Source organism: Spirosoma foliorum, from assembly GCF_014117325.1.
Lineage (GTDB): Bacteria > Bacteroidota > Bacteroidia > Cytophagales > Spirosomataceae > Spirosoma > Spirosoma foliorum.
The window spans coordinates 2832709-2854116 of sequence record NZ_CP059732.1; the positions used below are offsets into that span (position 1 = coordinate 2832709).

Below are 21408 nucleotides of genomic sequence, written 5' to 3' on the forward strand. Positions count from 1 at the left end.
CTCCGCCATTATCCATTGTTCATTTTAAATTATTCATTAAAAAGTATGCTCCTCATCATCGACGACGATATTGCTATTCAGACTTCACTTTCCTTGTTGTTTCGGAAAGAAGGATTCACCGTGCGACTGGCCGATGGGCCGTTTGAAGCCTTTGAAGTTCTGAATGAAGAAGTGCCGGAATTGATACTGCTGGATATGAATTTCTCGGTCGATACCTCTGGCGATGATGGCCTTCGGTTACTGCGCCGGATTCGGGAGCGGCTGCCTAACGTGCCGGTAATTCTGATTACCGGCTGGGGAAGTATCGACCTGGCGGTAGAAGGCATGAAGTCGGGAGCGAAAGATTTCATTACCAAACCCTGGCAGAATGACCACCTGCTGCAATCGGTTCGGACGGCGCTGAATCTGGCCCAGTCTGTAGCCGCATCGCCCAATCGACGAAAGCTTGATCAGCAGTTCCGGTTCGATAATATCGTTGGGGAGGACCCGAATTTACTGGATATTCTGACCACCATCGGGCGTGTGGCCCCAACCGACGCGCCTGTACTGATTACGGGTGAAAGTGGTACGGGGAAAGAACTCATTGCTGAGGCCATTCACCAAAATAGTCGCCGGAAACGCCACCCATTCGTGAAAGTCAATTTGGGCGGTATATCATCCACTTTGTTTGAGAGTGAACTGTTTGGCCATGTACGCGGGGCATTTACGGATGCCAAAACCGATCGGATAGGACGCTTTGAACTGGCCAACAAAGGCTCCATTTTTCTGGACGAAATTGGCGACCTTGACCCTGCCAGCCAGGTTAAGCTGTTGCGTGTTTTACAGGATCGGACGTTTGAGCCACTCGGAAGCAGCAAATCCCGAACGGTTGATGTACGGGTCATTTGTGCCACCAACCGCAATCTGGAAGAGATGGTCAGTAAAGGTCAGTTTCGGGAAGATTTGTTTTATCGAATCAACCTCATTACGGTTCGGCTGCCTGCCTTGCGGGAGCGGCCTGGGGATATCCCGTTGCTGGTCAATTACTTTGTCGACAACTTAAAAACCATTTACAATCGCCCAGACTTGCGAGTGGGTGCCGTGGCGCAGAAGTGGTTGAAAAACCTGGCTTTGCCGGGTAATATCCGTCAGTTAAAGAATGTGGTTGAGCGAACCGTTCTACTCTCAGCCAACGACGAGTTACAGGTTGAGGACTTTGAGCGCAACCTGACCTCCGCGCCTAACCCAATGCCCTCTTCCCAAACCTCTTTGCCACAAATAGGCACGATGACGCTGGAAGAGATGGAATACCAGATGATTCACCGGGCAATGGCTTTTCATCAGAATCGGGTTGCCAAAGTAGCCAGGGCATTAGGCATCACCCGTTTTGCACTCTACCGTCGATTAGAGAAATTTGGAATTCCGTATGCGGAAGAGTAGCCTGGACGGCCACGTCCGGGTAAACGCTCACAGGATGCACTGCTTGCAAAAGTGAGCTAAGTGCAAATCTCACAAATTCACCCGGACGTGGCCGTCCAGGCTACCTGATGAAGCTAACCTTTCGTACCCGATACTTAGTTTACATTATCGCTATTCACATAGCGATGGCTGGTTTGTTGTTTTTGGCTTTACGGGAGAATAAACTTGTTTTTATCGCTAGCGAAGCTGGGTTACTGATTTCGATTATCATGGCCATCAGCATTTATCGGGCGTTTCAGCAACCGTCAGAATTCATAGCGTCGGGTATCGAAGCCATTCGGGATAAGGACTTTACGGTCAAATTTGTGCCGACGGGAAATCAGGAAGTAGACGAATTGATAACGGTTTATAACCTGATGATCGATCAACTTCGGCAGGAGCGGACCCGACAGGTTGAGCAGCAGTTTTTTCTGGAAAAACTCATCGAAGCAGCGCCCATTGCGATCCTGATTTTTGATTTCGATGGGAATGTGGCGTCGGTTAACCCTAGAGCCAGTCAGCTGTTGACCATAAAACCCGGTGATGTTGTAGGGAAACAACTGGCGGAGCTTGGGTTTTCGTTGCTCGCCCAGATTGCTGATCTGGCCGATGGGGAATCCCGGATTATGAAACCCAATGGGCTCGAAACCTACAAGGTGTTGCGATCGAATTTCATGGATCGGGGTTTCCGACGTTCGTTTCTGATCATTGAAGAACTTACTCCCGAGATTCTAGCCAGCGAAAAGAAAGCCTATAGCAAGGTAATTCGGATGATGGCACACGAGGTGAATAATTCCATCGGAGCCGTCAATTCCATTCTCGACGTTAGCAAAACCTATGTAAATGACCCCGATGTTCAGCATGCCGTGGGTATCGCCATCGAGCGCAACAACCGACTAAATCGCTTTATGCGTCGGTTTGCCGATGTGGTACGATTACCTCAACCTCAAAAACGGGCTGTCGACATTAGTGAAATTGCTCAAAGTGTCGTTCGATTGATGCAGCCGCAGGCCGAACTGCGCGGAGTTAGTCTGCAACTTGCCACGAAGGAGATTAACGTTCAGGTAGTTGACGTTGAGCAGATGGAGCAGGTGCTAGTCAATATCGTCAAAAATGCCCTCGAAGCCTGCGAATCGGGTCAGCGCGTGGAGATCATCAGCACTGCTCGCCATCTGATTATCCGCGACAATGGAGCGCCGATTCTGCATGACATTGAAGCCAATCTGTTCAACCCATTTTACAGCACCAAACCTGAAGGTCAGGGCATTGGCCTAACGCTCACCCGAGAAATTCTCCTCAATCACCAATTTCCCTTTTCGCTCAAAACCAACGAAGACGGCTGGACCGAATTCTTAATTGAGTTTTCGTGACGATGATGGCGCGAGGCCGGGCCACGTTGGCTCTGGCCTCGTGTCTACTATTCATCAGCCTCTGGCTGAGTTATCAACTGTATCTTTGTGATACTGGCCAGAGGCCGGAGAATAATAGACACAAGGCCAGAGCCAACGTGGCCCGGCCTTGCGCCATCATGCCATCTATGATCAGGTTTTAACCGTACATAGTCAGTAAACAGTGATTTTTTTCAATGATGAATGCACGAATTGAACAGATTAAAAAAGGAATTGAACCTTTGCGGCAAGAGATTATAAACCACAAGGTATATGCTGAAATACAGACTATTGAGGACGTGAAAGTCTTTATGCAATACCATGTGTTTGCCGTTTGGGACTTCATGTCGTTACTCAAGGCGCTACAGCTTAAATTGACCTGTACGTCGGTTCCCTGGTTCCCAAAGGGTTCGGCGGAGACTCGCTATTTGATCAATGAAATCGTAGCTGGGGAAGAATCGGATGTGGATGGGGAGGGAATTCGGAAAAGCCACTTCGAGCTGTATCTGGATGCCATGCAGCAATGCGGAGCCGATACGTCGGCCATTGAAACATTTGTAGCCGTGCTACAGGAAACGGGCGATTTCAATCAGGCGTTTACGGTCTCAGCGACTCCTGAAGCCGTCAAAGACTTTGTCGAGTTTACATTCGATGTGATTTCCAGTGATCGGGAACATCGGCAATCGGCGGTATTTACGTTTGGGCGTGAAGACCTGATTCCCGGTATGTTCATTTCGATCATCAACGATTTGCACAAGAAATTCCCCGACAGCCTATCGATCTTCAAATATTATCTCGAACGCCACATTGAAGTAGATGGCGATCACCATAGCCAGCTTGCCTTGCAAATGACCTCGAACTTGTGCGGGGATAACGAACAAAACTGGCTGGAAGCTGAACAAGCCATTCGGCAGGCTCTGCAGAAACGCATCGATCTCTGGGATGGTGTGTATGATGCGATCATGCAGATGCGAAAGAGTAGTAGTCAAAAACAGGAAGCAGAAGTGATTGACTTGGTTTAATCGTCAACTAACGCAGTCAGTTAAGCTCAATAAACGTAGAGCGATCCTAGAGTGACCTAATTTGTCCGCTACGTCTACTTGTGAAAGGTAGATGTAGCGGATTTTTTGTGGACTAAAGGAGTATATTTTTAAATGGTTGTTTCTTGATGAGGAAACTTTTAGCTTTGGAGAAATAAGTATGGACGAAAAATTTGTTGTTGAGTTATTGCCAGATGCAGTTGATTTTTTGGAAAACCTTGATGATAAAGCGCGGGAGAAAATCTATTACAACATCAGAAAAGCCCAGCATATTAATGATAATGAGCTCTTCAAAAAACTAAACGACCATATATGGGAGTTCAGAACTTTATACCAAGGTAAAGCTTATCGGCTTTTTGCGTTTTGGGATAAGACTGGCAATGTAGATACGTTAGTTTTGGCCACGCATGGAATACTAAAAAAGACAAACAAGACGCCATCGAAAGAAATTGAAAAAGCCGAAAATATCCGAAGACAATATTTGAACGAAAAATAATGAAAGACACAAAAAAAAAGCTAAAGACGGTGTCGCTTGACACAATGATTGATAAACACATCGGTAAAGTCGGTTCGGAACGGCGCGATGCTTTTGAGCATGAATTGAAAATTGAATTAGTTGGGAATGCCATTAGACAGGCAAGAAAAGAGCGTCATTTAACACAAGAGCAACTGGGTGAGTTGGTTGGCGTTCAGAAAGCACAGATATCGAAATTAGAAAACAGCGTAACGAACGCCCGGTTTGAAACAATTCTAAAAGTGTTTTCTGCTTTGGGGGCAAAAGTGAATTTTAATGTGGAGTTGGATGATAAGCAAATGACTCTTTCCTGAATAGGTCAGCTGCCAGCACTGGGAATCGTAAAGATCATCTGCGATCATGTAGAGCCGTTAAAACCGTATGGCTTTCTGATCGGTAGAGTTGGGTCAAAGAAAGAGTATAGCCTTAGCGATAAGCTGAAAAAGGTTTTTGAGAGGAAGTGAAGGCGCTTGGTTCATTCGTGCTTATCTTACAGTTGCGAATGCAACCGCTAAAAATCTTCCTATGCAAACACGAAAGCAGTTTTTGAAAAATGCCTGCACCATCGCGGCTGGGGCATCCTGGCTATCCGTCGATAAACTGGCCGCCTTTTCCATGCCTGCCCCCAAAAAATCAATCTATTTTGATTTTCATTGTCATCCGGGATGGTCGATGACCGAGCGCAACTTTGCCAATAATGCGGAAACAAAGTTGCCCGAGACGGTAAGCGAGATGAAAGAAGGCCATTTGACGAGCGGGTTTCTGGCGTTGGTAGCCGATGCTCCTTTGATAAAACCAGGCCCCAAAGGAATCATTATTACTCGCAAATATTCGCCGGGTGACGGCTGGACGGAATATAAACGCCAGCTTCAGCGACTTAAAGAGGTTTTTACGCAGGTAGGTATGCCGTTTTCTACCGATCTGAATGATCTGAGTACCAAAGCCAGCGGACCAATTGGCTACCTGGCTGTGGAAGGGGGCGATTTTTTAGATGACCAGCTGAGCCGAATCGAAGAAGCGTATCAGGATGGCGTTCGTTCCATTCAGTTGGTTCACTACGCACCCAATAACCTGGGCGATCTTCAGACGGCCGAAGCAACCTTTAATGGTTTATCGCCTTTTGGGAAAGATGTGGTCAGGAAGATGAATGAACTGGGTATGGCAATTGACTTGGCCCATGCTTCATTTCAAACGGCGAAAGATGTGGCCAATCTGACCAAAGCGCCGATCATTTTATCACATAGTATTCTGCAAATGGAGGCCGATCGACCCATTGCGCTCAGAGCTATCTCAAAAGAGCATGCGAAAGTTGTGGCCGATACGGGTGGCGTTATCGGGGCCTGGCCGTCAGGATTCAATAAAAGCTTCGATGAATACGTCGATAATATTAAGCGCCTGGTCGATGTGGTAGGTATCGATCACGTCGGGATTGGGACCGACATGTCGGCTAATTTTCAGCCGGTACTGACTAATTATATGCAATATCCTCAGGTAGCCGAAACCTTGGCATCGAAAGGGTTTACCAGTCAGGAGGTTGATAAAATTATGGGCGAAAACGCCAGGATTGTGTTGGGAAAGATCGCGAAGTCAAGATCCAGGAAAGGGTAGGATACCATTTAACAGAAAAGAAAAACCTTTTACCCCCTAATAAGGTAGAGTACAATACGAAAGCTCATCTCGGTATGACTCCATCGAAGTCATAAGCCCACAGAAATTGCGATTTCTATACCTATACGCCCCGGATAGAGGCATACCGGGATTATTGTCATTAGCTAAGACCTTATCGCATTGCGTATTGATTTTTATACTTTTACTGAATGACTTCTGTACTCGATCTTCGCTCATTTTATGCTAATACAGGTGGTATTATTGAACCGCCTGCAACGGAAACTGGCCATTTTAATATCATTAAAGTTGAAGAGCTGGCGCTTCCCAGGCATAAACCGGTTAGCTATAGCCGCCGGTCGTATTTCAAGGTGAGCCTTGTTTTTGGCCAGAGTAAAATTCATTACGCCGATCAGTGTATGGAGATTAAGGAAAGCGCATTGGTCTTTACTAACCCGATGATTCCATATAGTTGGGAACGGATTAGCGAAGAGCAAACAGGTTTTATCTGTCTATTTACCGAGGACTTTTTCAGCCGATTTGGGAAAGTCAGCGACTACCCGGTTTTTACATCGGCAGCCAGCGCGGTCGTTCCGTTAAATACACACGAAGCTGGCCAGTTTCATGTCCTCTTTTTACGAATGATTGCTGAACTTAATGGTCAGTATACGTTCAAATATGACCTCTTACGGTGTCTTTTGCTGGAAATCATTCTCGAATCGCAGAAGAAACAGCCTGCTGCTGGGAAACCCTCCATTGGCTCAACTGCCTATGAGCGAATTGTACTTCTGTTTACGGAACTACTGGAACGTCAATTCCCGATTGAGGTAGCTACGCAACGGTTGAAACTGAGTTCGCCTTCAGCCTTTGCCAATCAATTAAACATTCATGTCAACCACCTCAATAAAGCGCTTAAAGAAATTACGGGGCAAACCACGTCGCAGTTAATCAACCGACGAATGATTCAGGAGGCAAAGAGTCTTCTCAAAACCACAAATTGGTCGGTTAATGAAATAGCCTGGAGCCTGGGCTTCGATGAACCCAATCATTTTTCGAGCTTTTACAAGCATAATACCGGCCTAACAGCCAAACAGTTTCGCGTTTTAACTATTGATTGATTTTTGTACTTACTGGTTTCGTTTTGGTAGCGTATTCCTGACGCATACACTGAAATTTGTCCCATAAAAAAACGCTATGTGGACAATCGAAAACATCCCCGGCCAAACGGGAAAAACGGCGCTCGTAACGGGGGCAACAAGTGGAATAGGGTATGAAACAGCACAGGCTTTATATACTGCCGGAGCACATGTCATCCTGGCTGCCAGAGATGCCATCAAAGCCGAACAGGCGGCTTCCACGATTCAGGCAAAAGGAGGAAAGGGTACACTTGAAGTCGGTGTTCTGGATTTAGCCAGCCTTCGTCAAATAAACCAATTCGCGGAGTCGATCCGGAAAAAGCATGATCAGCTCCAGATTCTCATTAATAATGCCGGGGTGATGGTGCCACCCGCCAGTAAGACCGAGGATGGTTTTGAACTTCAGTTTGGAGTTAATTTCCTGGGTCATTTTGCGCTGACGGGTCATTTGTATCCAGTACTAAAACAAACGGCCGGTGCCCGAATTGTGACCTTAAGCAGTGGCGCCCACCGGTTTGTGGCTGCGATCGACTTTGCTAATGTACGATCCGAAAAATCGTATAATCCGAATCGGGAGTACGCAGTCAGTAAACTCGCCGATTTACAATTTACCCTCGAATTACAACGGCGATTTGAGCGGGTAGGCGATAAACTTATTTCGGTAGCTGCCCACCCTGGTGTAACCCGAACAGCCTTATCACGCCATATGCCCGATGCTGTTTATCAGGCAGCCATTACCCAATTTGGTGAACTAATGCCTGCCTGGCAGGGCGCTTTGCCAACGCTGTTTGCCGCGACGTCCCCAACCGTAAACGGTGGTGACTATTACGGACCTGATGGCGAAAGTGAGCTGCACGGTTATCCAGCATTAGTCAAGATCAGTGATGCGGCCCGAACTGTAGAGGCTGCTAAACAGCTCTGGGAATTTGCCGAACATGCGACGGGAGTCCGATTTCCTAAATAAAATTTAAAAAAGTTTTGTCAGTTTGTCCAATCTGGGAAGTTCGATTGTCAATGGGGCGTAAAACAAAAACGTAAACCATGGAACAACGACTGAACGTCCACGAAAAAGGGCAGGCTGCCCTGAAAACACTTTTTGGAATCGGAGGCTATCTGAGGAAATCTTCGGTTGAACCGGCCCTTCAGCATTTGATTTATTTTCGGGTATCGCAGATCAATAGTTGCGCGTATTGCCTGGATATGCATTACAAAGACGCCCGCGCTAACGGCGAAACCGAGCAGCGATTATATGGCCTGAGTGCCTGGCGGGAATCTCCCTATTATACCGACCGGGAACGGGCCGCTTTCGCCTGGGCCGAAGCAGTCACGGCCTGTCATGTGCCGGATGACGTGTATAGTCTGGCAAAAAGCCAATTTTCCGACGAAGAATTAATTGACCTGACGCTGGCCGTTACGACCATTAATACCTGGAATCGAATGAATCATGCGTTTGAAAACACGCCTGGAAGCTATCAGGTCGGCCAATTTTGATGCGCTTGTGACAGACAATGGCAGCATCAACACTCCTAAACTCATCCATTGGTCGAAAAGTGACTATGGCACTCTCGGGTGTTTTCCTGATCTCGTTTTTGGCGCTACATGTCTCGCTGAATATGACATCGGTAATCGACAGGGATACGTTCAATAGCGTCTCTCATTTCATGGGGTATAATCCTGTTGTTCAGTACCTGTTGCAACCCATCCTCGCCTTTGGCGTGTTTTTTCACTTCATCGCCGGAATAGCCCTCGAGTTGAAAAATAGGCGTGCCAGACCAATCGGTTATGTCGTCAATAACGGTTCCGCCAATTCAACCTGGGCCTCCCGGAATATGATTGTTTCGGGGTTGGTGATTCTGGCATATTTCGGCCTGCACTGGTACGACTTCTGGTTCAGGGAACTCGATTACAAGTTTCTGGAACAGCAGGCACCCAATGCCACGAGGTACTATGATGAACTCGTCCATAAGTTTAAAAGTCCGATACGTACAGGCTTGTATTGTGTGGCCTTCGTGCTATTAGGGGTTCATTTATGGCACGGCGTTGTTTCATCCCTGCAATCGATTGGGTTTAACAATCAGTATGCACGAGCCTTAAGCAAACTAGGCAGGGGATTTGCCATTGTTGTACCTGCCGGTTTTATCGTTATCGCTTTGTATCATCATTTCGGTCATTTAAATTTCTAAATTAAAACACGCCATGAACGAATTCTTGTTAGTGATCCATCGGGACCTGATCAGCAAAGATGCCAGCCCGTCGCCCGAACAAATGCAGGCTTCCATCAAGCCTTTCCAGGATTGGATTGGCGGTATTGCTGCCCAAAACAAACTAGTCAGTCAACCTAAACGCTGGGACGGCGGTGGTCGGGTTATCAAACAAAATAATACAGTTATCAACGGGCCATATGCCGAAATTAAGGAATCAGTAGGCGGTTTGTTCCTGATTCGGGCCGCCGACTACGATGAAGCCGTCGAAATAGCCAAGGGCTGCCCCGTTCTGGAATGGGGAGCCGTTGTGGAAGTGCGTATGGCTTTATGAACTATGCCGTAAATTTTACCCAAATGGCCTCTGCCAACTGGTGGAGGTCGTTTTATCAACGCTATGGAAAACAGTGACCTGTTGCCACATTTATTCAGAACAGAGTACCGAAAGCTGGTTTCGGTACTCTGTTATTTGTTTGGGATTGAGCATATTGAAATTGCAGAAGATATTGTCAGCGATACGTTTCTGTCGGCAACTGAACTATGGAGTTTCAATAAAGTGCCCGAAAATCCAACCGGCTGGCTGTATACGGTTGCGAAAAACAAGACCAAAAATTACTTAAAACGGAATGCCCTTTTTGATCAGAAACTTTCGACCGATCTAACATACAATGCGCACAAAGGCGAAGAACTGGATCTGGATTTATCGACAAAGAACATCGCTGACAGTCAGTTAGCCATGATTTTTACTGTCTGTAACCCATGCATTTCGGGCGAATCGCAAATTGCCTTAGCCTTAAATTTGCTTTGTGGCTTTGGTATTCAGGAAATAGCAGATGCCTTTTTGACCAGTAAAGACGTCATTTATAAACGAATAAATCGGGCGAAATCAGCGCTAAAAGAAGCTCAGATAAAAATTGAGCAACCTACAGTAACGGAAATCAGCAATCGGCTGGATACTGTTCTGACAACCCTATACTTACTGTTTTCTGAGGGCTATTTTTCGACGGCTCAAAACATACTTCTTCGTAAAGATCTGTGTGCCGAAGCCATGCGCCTGACCTATTTGTTGATCGAGAATGAAGCGACCAACAAGCCCTCTGTTAATGCCCTGTTTGCGCTGATGAGTTTTCATGCGTCTCGATTTGATACCCGGACGGACGACCAGGGCGACATTATTCTGTATCAGGATCAGGATGAAACACGCTGGAATCAGGAGTTGATTGAACAGGGTACCTATTATTTAAACCAGGCGTCAACCGGTACTAGACTGACCAAATTTCATTTGGAAGCGGGCATCGCCTATTGGCATACGCATAAAGAAGATACCCCCGAAAAATGGGAGAGTATTTTGCAGCTTTATAACCAATTGCTTATGCTGGACTATTCACCGTTAGCGGCATTAAACCGAACGTTTGCATTGGCCAAAGCAAACGGAAAGCAGGAAGCCATTCGCGAAGCCGAAAAGCTAAAACTCACCGATAACCACTATTACTACGCCTTGCTAGGCTATCTATACACTGATATTGACAGTACAAAGGCAGTACGTCATTTTGAAACAGCCTTAACTTTGACTGATTCAATCACTGTTAAAACGGCTCTACTTAAAAATATTGATCGATTGATGAACCCAGTAGCCTTATAGCAAGTGGCTGTTTATTAGATTGATTAGTAAGTGATTGGACTTATGATTAATCCAAATTGAGTAATGATCGATAGTCGCGTAGCGACGAAATGTTTATAGAAATTTGTGAAGAGAACTGGTTCGCGCGCCGTCAGGTACGCAATGTTCACCTCAAGTTGCGTACCTAACGGCACGCTCAGCACCCAATTTAGCATGTTCCTATAAACATCACGTCGCTAACGCGACTTGTTCTCAATTTAGACTAGAAATGCCTTCACTTAAAGTTTAGTTTTCCTACAACGAACCTCGATTTGGATACATTTTTCTGGGGATGATGTTCGAGTTTTGCGGTATTTTTAAGCCCAAACTCACCCATTCTATGTCTTACTGCCGTGCCATCGACTTTATGCCCGAAGAGCGTAAAGCTTTACACAAAGCCTACCACGATCACCTCTATGGTTTCCCCATCCATGATGACAATGAATTGTTCTGTCGTCTGGTATTGGAAATCAACCAGGCTGGTTTGAGTTGGGAAACCATTCTGAAAAAGGAAGTCACCTTCCGGAAAGCCTATGATAATTTTGACCTGCCAACTGTAGCCGCCTACACCGATGCTGACCGGGAACGTCTGCTGGCTGATCCGGGTATCATACGTAATCGACTGAAAGTGAATGCTGCCATTGACAATGCCAAAACCATCCTGCGGCTGCAAGAAGAGTACGGATCGTTTGAAAAATGGCTGGAATCGAATCACCCAAAAACCAAGGCCGAGTGGGTGAAGCTGTTTAAAAAGACGTTCCGGTTTACAGGCGGTGAAATTGTGAACGAGTTCTTAATGAGCATTGGCTACCTGCCCGGTGCCCATACCGAAGACTGTGCGATTTATGGCAAGGTAGTGGAGGCTAAACCAGTATGGGCCCAATAGTTTTTTCTGACAGGATTTACAGGATAAAACAGGATTTTTTTCTGCAATTATGATCCTGTTAATTCTGTAAATCCTGTCGAAAAAACCTTAATCCGGTCTGACAACCAGTGAAATAGGCTGGTCGTGCCGAGATAGAAATACATTAGAAAAAGGAGCTTGAAGAAACCACGCCGGAACGTAAAGGGGACATTCGCGCCATCGACATGCTGAATAATCAGGCCAAAGAGTAGGTAAATGCTTACAATCCAGATAAGCGTGAAAAGACCCTGCTTATCTCTGAAAACCAGGATATTAACCACGCTTACTAGTAGAAAAAACCATACTGCGTAGCCCCAATATACATTGTGGAAGACCACCTCCTTACCCATGTTGGCGTATGTTCGCATAAGTTGAGCTAGATAGTCGTCGGTGATGCCATGAAGTAAACCCGGCTTTGCATTGGCGGGTAGGGGAAGATACCCGCGTAAAAAGATATAATTCCAGAAAATGACTGGCAGCAAACAGGCAATTGATAAAGCAATTGCCCGAAGAATAGCTTTGTTTCTGGGAATGCCGGGGGATTGGATTAGTACTAATAACGCCCCAATTGGCACGAAGAAAATCGTTTCGGTGCGTGTCCAGCAGGCAAAGGCCAGAAATAGTGCACTCCCTATAAATGGACCTCGCTGCCCTGATTCACAATAGCGTTGTAGTAAAATAACCCCCGTCGCAAAGAAGGCTGCATTCGCCCAATCGGTTTGAACCAGAAATGTGTAGGCAAATAACTCTGGGGAGCAGGCCAGAATTGTGAGAAGTATACCTGCCAGAATTGGATGAATACGCTCGCGTAGCTCGGCGTAGAAAAACAGACCAAAGGAAACGACCAATATCGTAAGCCAGCTTTTCCCGAATGCAAAAGGTCCCACACCGTCGGCAGCCAGTAAATAGATTATCTGTTGCATCGCCGTAAACGGCGCATAAAATGGCTGGTTGCTAAAGGTCGACACCGAGGAGAGGTGTTGCGTAAAGACAGATGATACCAAGGTATGTTCACGAACGGCGTAGGTGGCAACCAGATCGGGCCCGACAATGGTATCGAAGGGTAGATTTGAGAACCACGCACATTTCCAGGCGCTTATGAACAACAGGTAACCCCAGAATCCCAGAAAAGGCAATTCGTAGAGCTGTATCTTAAGTTGCTCTGAGCTAAAGGCTTCGCACAGATATAGCCATTGCCCTCGTAGCAGTACGAGCGAGAACGCAGCCAGCAAACCCAGACCAATAAATAGGGGCGTGGTGGCTATGGGTAGGTGTAAAAATTGCAACAGAAGAGGGAGTATCGAACTAAGTCCAAGCCCTGTTAGCATCGCCAGCCCCAGCAGACTATACCCACTTTTTACGGCTCTAAGTCGGGTTATTGGCCCGAAACCAATTAGGAATTGGGTTAGCACAACAAATATGGTAGCTGAACTCATGGCTTCGATTGGTAGTAGGCCCGTGCCTGTTCAGGGGTATAGGCAAAAAAATGAGGGTCGTATTTTTTGAATTCAGCCATCACTAAAGGACGATTATGATCCTTGAATGTCAGTAGGAAAACCTTGTTCTCGTACACCCAAAACGTATGCGTTGCCCGCTGTAACAGCGAATCGGGTGCCGTCATTTCCAGCAGGTGAACCGACTTGCCCAAGAGATAATAGAGCACGCTGGGGTACAGCCAGTTATAGCCATTCGCTTTGCCTTGCTGCCAGGCGTTCCGAATAAGATAGCGTTGTGGAGGAATCAGAAAGTAATCAGTTGGTTGACAACGTTTTCGGATTAATTCAGTATAGGTGTAGGCGTCTTTATAACCTTCCTGTTTTCGAATCGAAATATCGCTTTGCTGCCCAAGCGTTTGGCGTTGTTTATAAAACCGATCAATGGTTGTCGTCAGCCATTTCTGATTCCTGGGCAAGAGGAGAAAGATCAGCAAAAAAAGACCACTTGCTACCAGATAAATAACCTGCATCTTCCAGAATTGCCTGCGTGCTGCCGGGCCTGGAAATTTGTGAAGAGTTGCCATACCACAAAATCAATCGGCGAAGATAAAGCGCAAAGTCAGGATAGATAGTATCAAACGGTTTATCTAAGCTGATTTATCGCGTTATATTTGTTGAACTATAGCGACCTGGTTTTTGCTCAACTTTACATAGGTAGCTCTTTGGTCGGAACTATGTGCTGGCAGAAGGTTTCCCAGGGGCGGGGCGAAATTTCTTTGTTCACCTAGTAATCACCAATTTATAAGACGTGTCATGAACCAACCGAAATCCCGAAATCAGTCTGCCAATCGCTTATTCATTGCCATAACACTTTCCTTTTTCTTTTCGACATTGGTTAGTCGGGCCCAGACCGTGTTGACTATCTCCGGTGAAGTAACAAAACCTTTGACTCTCCAGGCGGCTGATTTGAAAGCGATGCCGCATGCCGAAGTAACGGGGAATGACCGGGATGGCAAAGAACATAAGTACTCGGGCATACCTCTTTCCGAATTGCTCAAGCAAGCGGGCGCTACGCTGGGGAGCGCACTTCGGGGTGAAAACCTGACGAAATATGTGGCTATAAAAGCCATCGACGGCTATGAAGTCATCTTCGCGCTCGCTGAAATCGATCCTGAATTTGCAACCCGGACCATTATCTTAGCCGATGCCGTTGATGGAGCGCCACTGCCTCAGGGTGTTAGACCTTACCGAGTAGTGGTTCCCGGTGAGAAAAAGCCAGCTCGTTGGATTCGGGAGGTGAAATCGATCGAAGTGCGGTTTGCGAAATAATTATTAATGGATAATGTAAAATGAAGAATGGATAATGTGTAATGTATTTTGCTGGTAATCATTCATTTTACATTATCCATTTTACATTATCTATTCAAGCGAAACACATAATGCGAAAGGGGTATATCGGTCTTGGTTTGGCATTTGTTGCTGTTTGGGTTTCGGCCTGGACGGCTGCCGATGGACCTGTGCCAACTGGGCCATATATGCTGCATTACCCTGCGTCGTTTGGTGGGCGGTTTACTATCCCTGCTGATAATCCAACAACACAGGAAGGGGTTTATCTGGGGCGACTATTGTTCTATGAACCCCGGTTGTCTTCTACCAAAACCATTATTTATAGTAGCCTGGACGTCCACGTCCGGGTGAGTAATTGTTCTTAGTAATCTTAATTTTCACCCGGACGTGGACGTCCAGGCTACAATGGATATGAAAAGACTAACCCTTCTCCTTCTTCTGCTTCCCATAACTCTGTTCGTTCAGGCACAACCGCTGCGGGTGGCGGTGGCGGCTAATGCACAGTTTGTGATGGTGCAATTGAAAACGGCGTTCCAGAAAAAGACGGGCATTGAGGTAGAATCGATCGTCAATTCGTCAGGCAAATTGACAACCCAAATTCAACAGGGTGCTCCTTACGATATCTTTTTGTCGGCGGATATGGAGTATCCGCAAACACTCCACAAAGCCGGACTCACGGTGGCAGCGCCGGTAATCTACGCCTATGGATCGCTGGTGTTGTGGACGCTGACGGATTTACCGCTATCGACCAATTTGAAAATACTCTCCGATCCGGCGGTTCGGCATGTTGCCATCGCCAATCCAGCCACGGCTCCCTATGGCGAAGCGGCTGTTTCGTTGCTGAAACATAAAGCGTTACTGGATCAGGTGCAACCTAAAGTTGTATACGGTGAAAGCATTGCGCAAGTGAATCAATACATTCTGTCGGGAGCGGCAGAGGTAGGCTTCACGGCCAAATCGGTAGTGCTCGACCCTAGTTTGACGAAGCGCGGTCACTGGATTGATTTGCCGACAACGGGTTATTCGCCCATTGCGCAGGGCGTAGTCGTGTTGAAACGGACTACAATCCCTAAAGAGGCTGAGCAGTTCATGGCGTTTTTGCGTAGCCCACAGGCCCGGCGTATTTTGCAACAGTTTGGGTATCATTGAAAAGGAAGAAAGGAGGAGAGGGAGGAAGGGGAGGAAAGGGCAAGTCGATAGTTTTTTGCTCTTTCCTCTCTTCCCCTTCTTCCCTTTCATCCCCCTTATCCCTTTTATATATATGCCCATCGATTGGGAGCCCATCTGGCTAACGTTGCGCTTAGCGGGTATCACGACCTTCATTCTACTCCTGATTGGCGTTCCGCTGGCGGGGTGGCTGGCACTTAGTAAATTTCGACTAAAACCAGTCATTGAGGCTATCATCAGCCTTCCGCTGGTGTTGCCTCCTTCGGTAGTTGGTTTCTATTTGCTGCTCGCGTTCAGCCCAACGAGTGCGTTCGGGGCCTGGCTATTGAAAACGGTCAATCTACAACTCGTCTTTTCGTTTCAGGGCTTAGTGGTGGCTTCACTGTTGTATAGCTTGCCGTTTATGGTGCACCCGATTCAGGCCGGATTGGAAAATTTGCCGGTTTCCTGGCGAGAAGCGTCTTACACACTAGGTCAATCGCGTAGGCGAACCTTGTGGCGGGTACTTTTACCCAATTGTAAACCTGCCTTGCTCACCGGAATTGTCCTCACATTCGCCCATACCATTGGTGAATTTGGTCTGGTGCTAATGATTGGCGGCAACCTGCCCGGTCAGACAAGAGTCGCGTCAATTGCTATCTATGATGAAGTCGAATTGCTTCATTTCGAAACAGCTCATGCCTATGCAGCGCTCTTGCTGGGTCTCTCGTTTGCTATTTTGTTGCTGGTCTATGCGATCAATAAACGCGTAACGGTATGATCCACATCGACGTTGTAATGCCGCGCTTGTTTGTTGAAGGAGCCAGTGACCTTCACGTACAACTTGAGATAGCATCGGGTACTTTAACGGCAATCGTTGGGCCTTCTGGTTCGGGGAAGACGACTTTGCTTCGATTGCTGGCTGGTCTGGAGAATCCGAAACAGGGTCGAATTGTGTTTGGGGATGAGGTCTGGTTAGACAAAAAGCAGGGAATAAATTGGAAACCTCAACAACGATCGATTGGCTATGTGTTTCAGGACACAGCCCTCTTCCCAAATATGACCGTTCGGGAAAATATGCAATACGCTGCCCCAGCAGGCCAGCAAACGCTACTGTATGAATTGATTGAGGCTACGGGTCTAAACGCATTGGTCAACCAGAAACCTGAGCGTTTGTCGGGAGGGCAACGTCAGCGAGTGGCGTTGGCCCGTGCGTTGGTGCGTCGGCCGCAGCTCTTGCTGCTGGATGAACCGTTTGCCGCGTTGGATGCTGAGGCCAGCCAAACGCTTCGGCAAGTATTATTGACGCTTCATCAGACGTGGGGAACAACGACGTTACTGGTGAGCCATCACGAGGTAGATGTGCGGACACTCGCCGACCGGGTCGTTCGTCTGGTACAAGGTCGTATTCAACTAGATGAGTTTATGGCCAACCGAATTGCTGACAAAAGTGAACTGGAAGAAATTCTTCATATTGTCTATGATGACGTCCGACAACAATGGGTGGTTGAAACCGCGACGACACAAATTCAATCGTCTAATCCGAACTGGGCAAATCGACGCGTGGGCGATTTAATTCGGATCGGGGGAGAATAGACCAACGTGAATCAGCTTAGGTGGAATTATGATCCCTCGCCCATTTTAACCCGAATGCTGACCGTTACATCATCAGCTAAAACTAGACTGGATTTGCCGATATTAAAATCCAGTCGATTGACTTTCAGGCTACCGACAAATTCGTTTTTGGCAGATACGGAAAATGGCATCTTTACCTCTCGATGAATGCCTTTCATGGTCAGTTCAAAAATGCCTTCGTACGTGTTAGGACTGATTTTTTGGATGCTCTTCGACTGTAACGTAATCAATGGATTCTTTTCGGCGTCGAAATAATCCGGTTTCTGTAAATGCTTATCTCGTAGAGCCAACCCCGTTTTGATGGTATTGACCGGAACCGATGCTGAAATTTGAGCCTGCTCAGGGTGTTCAGGATTAAACTGAATGGTTGTCTCCAGGCCTGTAAACGAGCCATTTACAGTTAATCCCGCATTGGTGATCTGAAAACGGATTTCCGATTCGTCAATTTTGGTGCGCGAAAAAGTAGCGCCGATAAACAGGCAAAGCAGCAAACAAAGCCGTGAACGTGAGTACATACTAGTTAAAGCGTTTTTAGGAAAGCCAGTAACGCACTTCGATCGGTTGCTGATAGCTCAAGCCCAAACTCATGTCCCCGAACGGCTCTCGTTTTAACATCGGCTCCTTTAAATCCTGTTGGTACATAATTGTCCTGTAGCCGATTTGGGTCGAGCATATCAGGTAGGGTGGCTAACGAACCATCGTGTAAAAAAGGCCCCCGATACCAGACGCCTTTCAACGATGGCACTTTATAATAGCCTGTTCCACGTCGTGTTTTCATCGTATAACCCGGATCTGTCCCGATCGAAATATCGAAAATGTCGTATTTTTTCAGATGGTCATCCGGCACGGTAAAACCATCGGCAGGAGTTAGCATATTGTTCGTATAGAGCGGTGGCGTATGGCAACTAACACAGCCTTGCTCAATGAAAATGGTTTCGCCACGCTTCGACAGCGCACTGGATTTATTGGGATTGACGGGTGGTTTCAGTGAATAAACGTACCTGGATATGGCATACAACTGGGCTTCGCTATGCCGATCGAATGTGCCTGTAAACTGACTTTTGCCGGCTTCGGGTCGCGTTTTATGCTGATCGCCAACGGGAATGTATCCGTCATAATCGCCTAAAAAATCCAGCGCCTGATTGAGAGCAATGTAACGCATCATATCACCAATATTCCGATGACGGGATAATCCGCCGTGATCCAGATAGGTGCGTTCCTGAACGCCAATTAAATCGGGCACCGAAGGAGGGAACAAAATACTGGTACCCTGACGCCCAAATGCGCCAGGCGGTACGGCTTCGAAAGCTTTAACAATAGCCGCTTTTGAGCTATGGCTAAGTTGACTATTGGGATCGTCTTTGACAAAGGGTGCATCGAACAAAACACCCGTTAAAAATTGGGCGCCTGCTTCCGGGAAATTAGGATTACGGATCAACCAGGCGGTGGCCAGATCGCCAGGGAAATTGCCCTGAGCGCCTTTGAGTACCGTACCGTTCGACTCAACACGCGTATGGCACATACTACAGGCAAGATTTCCCGTGAGGACTTTCCCTTTTTCTGCAATAACGTAGCGTGCATAGGGCATTATGCCCTCTTTCGTTACCGGCATTTTGGTATACGCATAAAAAGCCGGATCGCGAACGTCCTCGTTCGATAGGATAGCTCCGTCGGTGTCAATAGGCGTATCGAAAAGCACCTCGCCCGCCTTGATCCAGTCCGCTTCGGTTTTGAGCTTTGCTGGATCGAAAACAACCTGAGGCTCCTGTTTCTTCAGCCATTCCCAATAGCCTTTGGGTTCACGCCCTGGTGCGTAAACCGGATAGCTTTTATAAATAACCCGTTCGGGCAGTTTATAATAATAATCACTCGACACGTGTTTGGGAGAAGCCTTTGAGGTAGCTAAAGGCAGTTCAACGGTCGCCATTGCAGTACTGTCCCAAGTGCGTGGAATATCGGGAGTGAAGGGAGTGGATAAGTTGGCTTTATCGCCTTTTTCCTGAGTCGTGTAGCTAAGAATACCCAGAAATAAACAGCTTAGTAAGAGGATAGATAGAACCTGCTTCATGCGGTATAACCGGTTTTTTAGCAAAATATAACATCAGGCATTGGCTTTAACAACTCTTTGAGCGTGCGGTCAAGGTTGTAAGAAGGTAAGGCTATGAGTGATTACTCCAGAGAAGTATAAAATACGACTGTTTTGCTTTTGGTGAACTGGTATTTGATTGTAAATCAGCATGTTGAGATTAGTTTATTTTGAACTTAGCCATGCAATAAGGCGTTTAGTTACTAGACACTCAACCGCTGATTAATGCCTGATTTCAATCCATCGATTATCCTGTATACAGCCGATTCGCTCAACGAACGGGGTGAAGCTGTGCTGGCCCAATTCCCGAATGCCGAGACGCTCGAATTGAAGCAGCATAACCGACTACCCGAGTTGGGTATGAATCATTTTAAGGTTAAGTCCGATGTGCTGGTGCTGGGTAAGTTAAAGGCCCAGGATATTAAATGGAGCGGGCGTAGTGCCGATTATATTGCGCCGAGTCTGGCGAATGGATGTTTTGGAGCCTGTACGTACTGTTACGTCGATCGGCATAAAAATGTCAATCCAATTACCTTGTTTACCAACATTCATGAGAATCTGGCCAGCGTTGATCAGCATGTTCATTCACTGGCCTGGCCCAAACCCGCCAACCAGACCGATTCAACTTTCTGGACGTACGACATCGGTTGTAACTCGGATATCTCGATTGATTATGATCTGATGGATGGTATACAGCAGGTATTTGCTTTTTACCGCGATCATCCGCGTGCCAAGGCCACCTTTGCTACCAAATTTGTCAATCCTGCACTATTGAACTTCGACCCAAAACGAAAAATACGGATTCGGTTTAGCCTGATGCCCAGCCATGTTAGTAAGCTCGTGGATGTTCGGACAGATAGTATCGAAAAGCGGATTTCAGCCATTAATGACTTTTATGATGCGGGCTACGAGGTTCACGTTAATTTCTCGCCCGTTATCGTTTACAGTGGCCCCGACGGCGACAAAAAGGCCTGGCGGAATGACTATCGGGAGCTATTTCGCCAGCTCAACGCGGCTGTTCGTCCTGAGGTCCGGCAGCAGCTCAACTGCGAGGTTATTTTCCTGACCCATAACCAATGGCAGCATCAGGCCAATTTAACCATTAACCCAAAAGCCGAAGAATTGCTATGGGTGCCTGAATTACAGGAGAGTAAAGTCAGTCAATTTGGCGGGTGGAATATCCGTTACCAACATCAGTTGAAACGGAAAATGATTGCCATTTTTGAGCAGTTGGTGCAAGAGGAGATTCCGTGGTGTGGAATTCGGTACATTTTCTGACCGCACGGGCGGCCCCGCGGGATTTTTGTGATTTTACTGACCGACTATGATTTTAATAACATGAAAAAGCTTTCAAAGAAAGCGAAGCAAAGAAATCATAGTCGGTCAGTAAAATCATAAAAATCCAGGTTCAATGACTATGCTGCTTCACATATTCATCCATTGAAAACCGGCCTGAGCCGATGACGAGGAATAAGAGAAGAAGCAGTAAGACGATAACGGACAACCAAAGTTCAGAATTCATGGGAGAGAACCCCTGACGAATGTTGACGAAGAAGAGCGCACCCACCAGAATGGGTAATTGGAGAATGACCATTAAACGGGTCAGGCAACCGAGTGCAATTAGAAAACCGCCCATGAGGTGGGCAAACGCTACATAGTGGACCAGCATAACTGGCCAGAGGCTAAAGTGCAAACCACCGACCAAACGGGTCAGGTAGGCCGTATCACTAATAAAACTGACGCCTTTCAGCACCAGTATAATGCCCAACATAATGCGTAGGGCGTCGGTCCAGGCTGGGTGATGCGTATCACCCCAGTTTTCAATTCGATTTAAAACATTCATACCTGTAAGCATTTAGTGAAAACTAATCGA

General features: G+C 46.9%; 24 protein-coding genes. 19 read left to right on the plus strand and 5 right to left on the minus strand.

From position 1 onward, the window contains the following. Window positions 1-45: 45 nt before the first annotated feature. The 13 genes from H3H32_RS11860 to H3H32_RS11920 all read left to right on the plus strand — a co-directional run bounded on the left by H3H32_RS11860 (window position 46) and on the right by H3H32_RS11920 (window position 11867). The gene (locus H3H32_RS11860; protein ID WP_182462907.1) at window positions 46-1419 is read left to right on the plus strand and encodes a sigma-54-dependent transcriptional regulator; all 1374 of its coding nucleotides are present in this window, start codon (window positions 46-48) and stop codon (window positions 1417-1419) included. Window positions 1420-1526: 107 nt separating this feature from the next. Beyond that, the gene (locus tag H3H32_RS11865) at window positions 1527-2807 is read left to right on the plus strand and encodes a sensor histidine kinase (protein WP_182462908.1); all 1281 of its coding nucleotides are present in this window, start codon (window positions 1527-1529) and stop codon (window positions 2805-2807) included. A gap of 218 nt (window positions 2808-3025) precedes the next feature. Continuing rightward, window positions 3026-3847 (plus strand): DUF3050 domain-containing protein, encoded by an 822-nt coding sequence (locus H3H32_RS11870; protein ID WP_182464321.1) that lies wholly within the window; start codon window positions 3026-3028, stop codon window positions 3845-3847. 178 nt (window positions 3848-4025) lie between these two features. Next, a complete protein-coding gene (locus H3H32_RS11875; RefSeq protein ID WP_182462909.1) occupies window positions 4026-4361 on the plus strand; it encodes a type II toxin-antitoxin system RelE/ParE family toxin in 336 nt (111 codons plus the stop codon). Beyond that, complete coding sequence (locus tag H3H32_RS11880; protein WP_182462910.1) at window positions 4361-4693, plus strand: helix-turn-helix transcriptional regulator; 333 nt, start codon at window positions 4361-4363, stop codon at window positions 4691-4693. Before H3H32_RS11875 ends, H3H32_RS11880 begins: the two co-directional genes overlap by 1 nt. Window positions 4694-4904: 211 nt before the next feature. Then, window positions 4905-5987, plus strand: a complete 1083-nt coding sequence (locus tag H3H32_RS11885; protein WP_182462911.1) for a dipeptidase — start codon at window positions 4905-4907, stop codon at window positions 5985-5987. A gap of 209 nt (window positions 5988-6196) precedes the next feature. Beyond that, on the plus strand, window positions 6197-7102 hold the full coding sequence (locus H3H32_RS11890; RefSeq protein ID WP_182462912.1) for a helix-turn-helix domain-containing protein: 906 nt from the start codon (window positions 6197-6199) through the stop codon (window positions 7100-7102). Between the two features lie 76 nt (window positions 7103-7178). Beyond that, on the plus strand, window positions 7179-8084 hold the full coding sequence (locus tag H3H32_RS11895; RefSeq protein WP_182462913.1) for an oxidoreductase: 906 nt from the start codon (window positions 7179-7181) through the stop codon (window positions 8082-8084). Window positions 8085-8161: 77 nt separating this feature from the next. Further along, window positions 8162-8611, plus strand: coding sequence for a carboxymuconolactone decarboxylase family protein (locus tag H3H32_RS11900; RefSeq protein ID WP_182462914.1), 450 nt, complete (start codon window positions 8162-8164; stop codon window positions 8609-8611). A 17-nt stretch (window positions 8612-8628) separates the two neighbouring features. Next, the gene (locus H3H32_RS11905; protein ID WP_182462915.1) at window positions 8629-9303 is read left to right on the plus strand and encodes a succinate dehydrogenase cytochrome b subunit; all 675 of its coding nucleotides are present in this window, start codon (window positions 8629-8631) and stop codon (window positions 9301-9303) included. A gap of 13 nt (window positions 9304-9316) precedes the next feature. Next, window positions 9317-9655 (plus strand): YciI family protein, encoded by a 339-nt coding sequence (locus H3H32_RS11910; RefSeq protein WP_182462916.1) that lies wholly within the window; start codon window positions 9317-9319, stop codon window positions 9653-9655. A gap of 63 nt (window positions 9656-9718) precedes the next feature. Then, window positions 9719-10963 (plus strand): RNA polymerase sigma factor, encoded by a 1245-nt coding sequence (locus H3H32_RS11915; RefSeq protein WP_182462917.1) that lies wholly within the window; start codon window positions 9719-9721, stop codon window positions 10961-10963. A 358-nt stretch (window positions 10964-11321) separates the two neighbouring features. Further along, window positions 11322-11867: a DNA-3-methyladenine glycosylase I gene (locus tag H3H32_RS11920; RefSeq protein ID WP_182462918.1), complete on the plus strand. Its 546-nt coding sequence runs from the start codon at window positions 11322-11324 to the stop codon at window positions 11865-11867. A gap of 47 nt (window positions 11868-11914) precedes the next feature. Here the strand turns inward: H3H32_RS11920 and H3H32_RS11925 are convergent, their stop codons facing one another. Next, window positions 11915-13321 carry a glycosyltransferase family 39 protein gene (locus H3H32_RS11925; protein WP_182462919.1) on the minus strand — a complete coding sequence of 469 codons (1407 nt, stop codon included), beginning with the start codon at window positions 13319-13321 and terminating at the stop codon, window positions 11915-11917. Further along, on the minus strand, window positions 13318-13905 hold the full coding sequence (locus H3H32_RS11930) for a hypothetical protein (protein ID WP_182462920.1): 588 nt from the start codon (window positions 13903-13905) through the stop codon (window positions 13318-13320). Before H3H32_RS11930 ends, H3H32_RS11925 begins: the two co-directional genes overlap by 4 nt. A gap of 229 nt (window positions 13906-14134) precedes the next feature. On the opposite strand from H3H32_RS11930, the gene H3H32_RS11935 reads away from it, so the two are divergent. From H3H32_RS11935 to H3H32_RS11955, 5 genes are all read left to right on the plus strand, one after another. Further along, window positions 14135-14650, plus strand: coding sequence for a molybdopterin-dependent oxidoreductase (locus H3H32_RS11935; RefSeq protein ID WP_182462921.1), 516 nt, complete (start codon window positions 14135-14137; stop codon window positions 14648-14650). Window positions 14651-14760: 110 nt separating this feature from the next. Beyond that, window positions 14761-15033 carry a cytochrome-c peroxidase gene (locus H3H32_RS37475; protein ID WP_240543754.1) on the plus strand — a complete coding sequence of 91 codons (273 nt, stop codon included), beginning with the start codon at window positions 14761-14763 and terminating at the stop codon, window positions 15031-15033. A 46-nt stretch (window positions 15034-15079) separates the two neighbouring features. Next, window positions 15080-15817, plus strand: a complete 738-nt coding sequence (gene modA / locus H3H32_RS11945) for a molybdate ABC transporter substrate-binding protein (RefSeq protein ID WP_182462922.1) — start codon at window positions 15080-15082, stop codon at window positions 15815-15817. Window positions 15818-15929: 112 nt separating this feature from the next. After that, on the plus strand, window positions 15930-16595 hold the full coding sequence (modB, locus tag H3H32_RS11950; protein WP_182462923.1) for a molybdate ABC transporter permease subunit: 666 nt from the start codon (window positions 15930-15932) through the stop codon (window positions 16593-16595). Then, window positions 16592-17410 (plus strand): ATP-binding cassette domain-containing protein, encoded by an 819-nt coding sequence (locus H3H32_RS11955; RefSeq protein WP_182462924.1) that lies wholly within the window; start codon window positions 16592-16594, stop codon window positions 17408-17410. Before modB ends, H3H32_RS11955 begins: the two co-directional genes overlap by 4 nt. Before the next feature lie 26 nt (window positions 17411-17436). Here the strand turns inward: H3H32_RS11955 and H3H32_RS11960 are convergent, their stop codons facing one another. Continuing rightward, window positions 17437-17964, minus strand: a complete 528-nt coding sequence (locus H3H32_RS11960) for a YceI family protein (protein WP_182462925.1) — start codon at window positions 17962-17964, stop codon at window positions 17437-17439. 5 nt (window positions 17965-17969) lie between these two features. Beyond that, entirely contained in the window at window positions 17970-19517 is a 1548-nt protein-coding gene (locus H3H32_RS11965; RefSeq protein ID WP_182462926.1) for a c-type cytochrome, read from the minus strand. 243 nt (window positions 19518-19760) lie between these two features. Between H3H32_RS11965 and H3H32_RS11970 the strand changes: the two genes are divergently transcribed. Further along, entirely contained in the window at window positions 19761-20813 is a 1053-nt protein-coding gene (locus tag H3H32_RS11970) for a spore photoproduct lyase family protein (protein WP_182462927.1), read from the plus strand. A 130-nt stretch (window positions 20814-20943) separates the two neighbouring features. Here H3H32_RS11970 and H3H32_RS11975 read toward each other — a convergent pair whose 3' ends face one another. After that, window positions 20944-21378: a DoxX family protein gene (locus H3H32_RS11975; RefSeq protein WP_182462928.1), complete on the minus strand. Its 435-nt coding sequence runs from the start codon at window positions 21376-21378 to the stop codon at window positions 20944-20946. Window positions 21379-21408 lie beyond the last annotated feature (30 nt).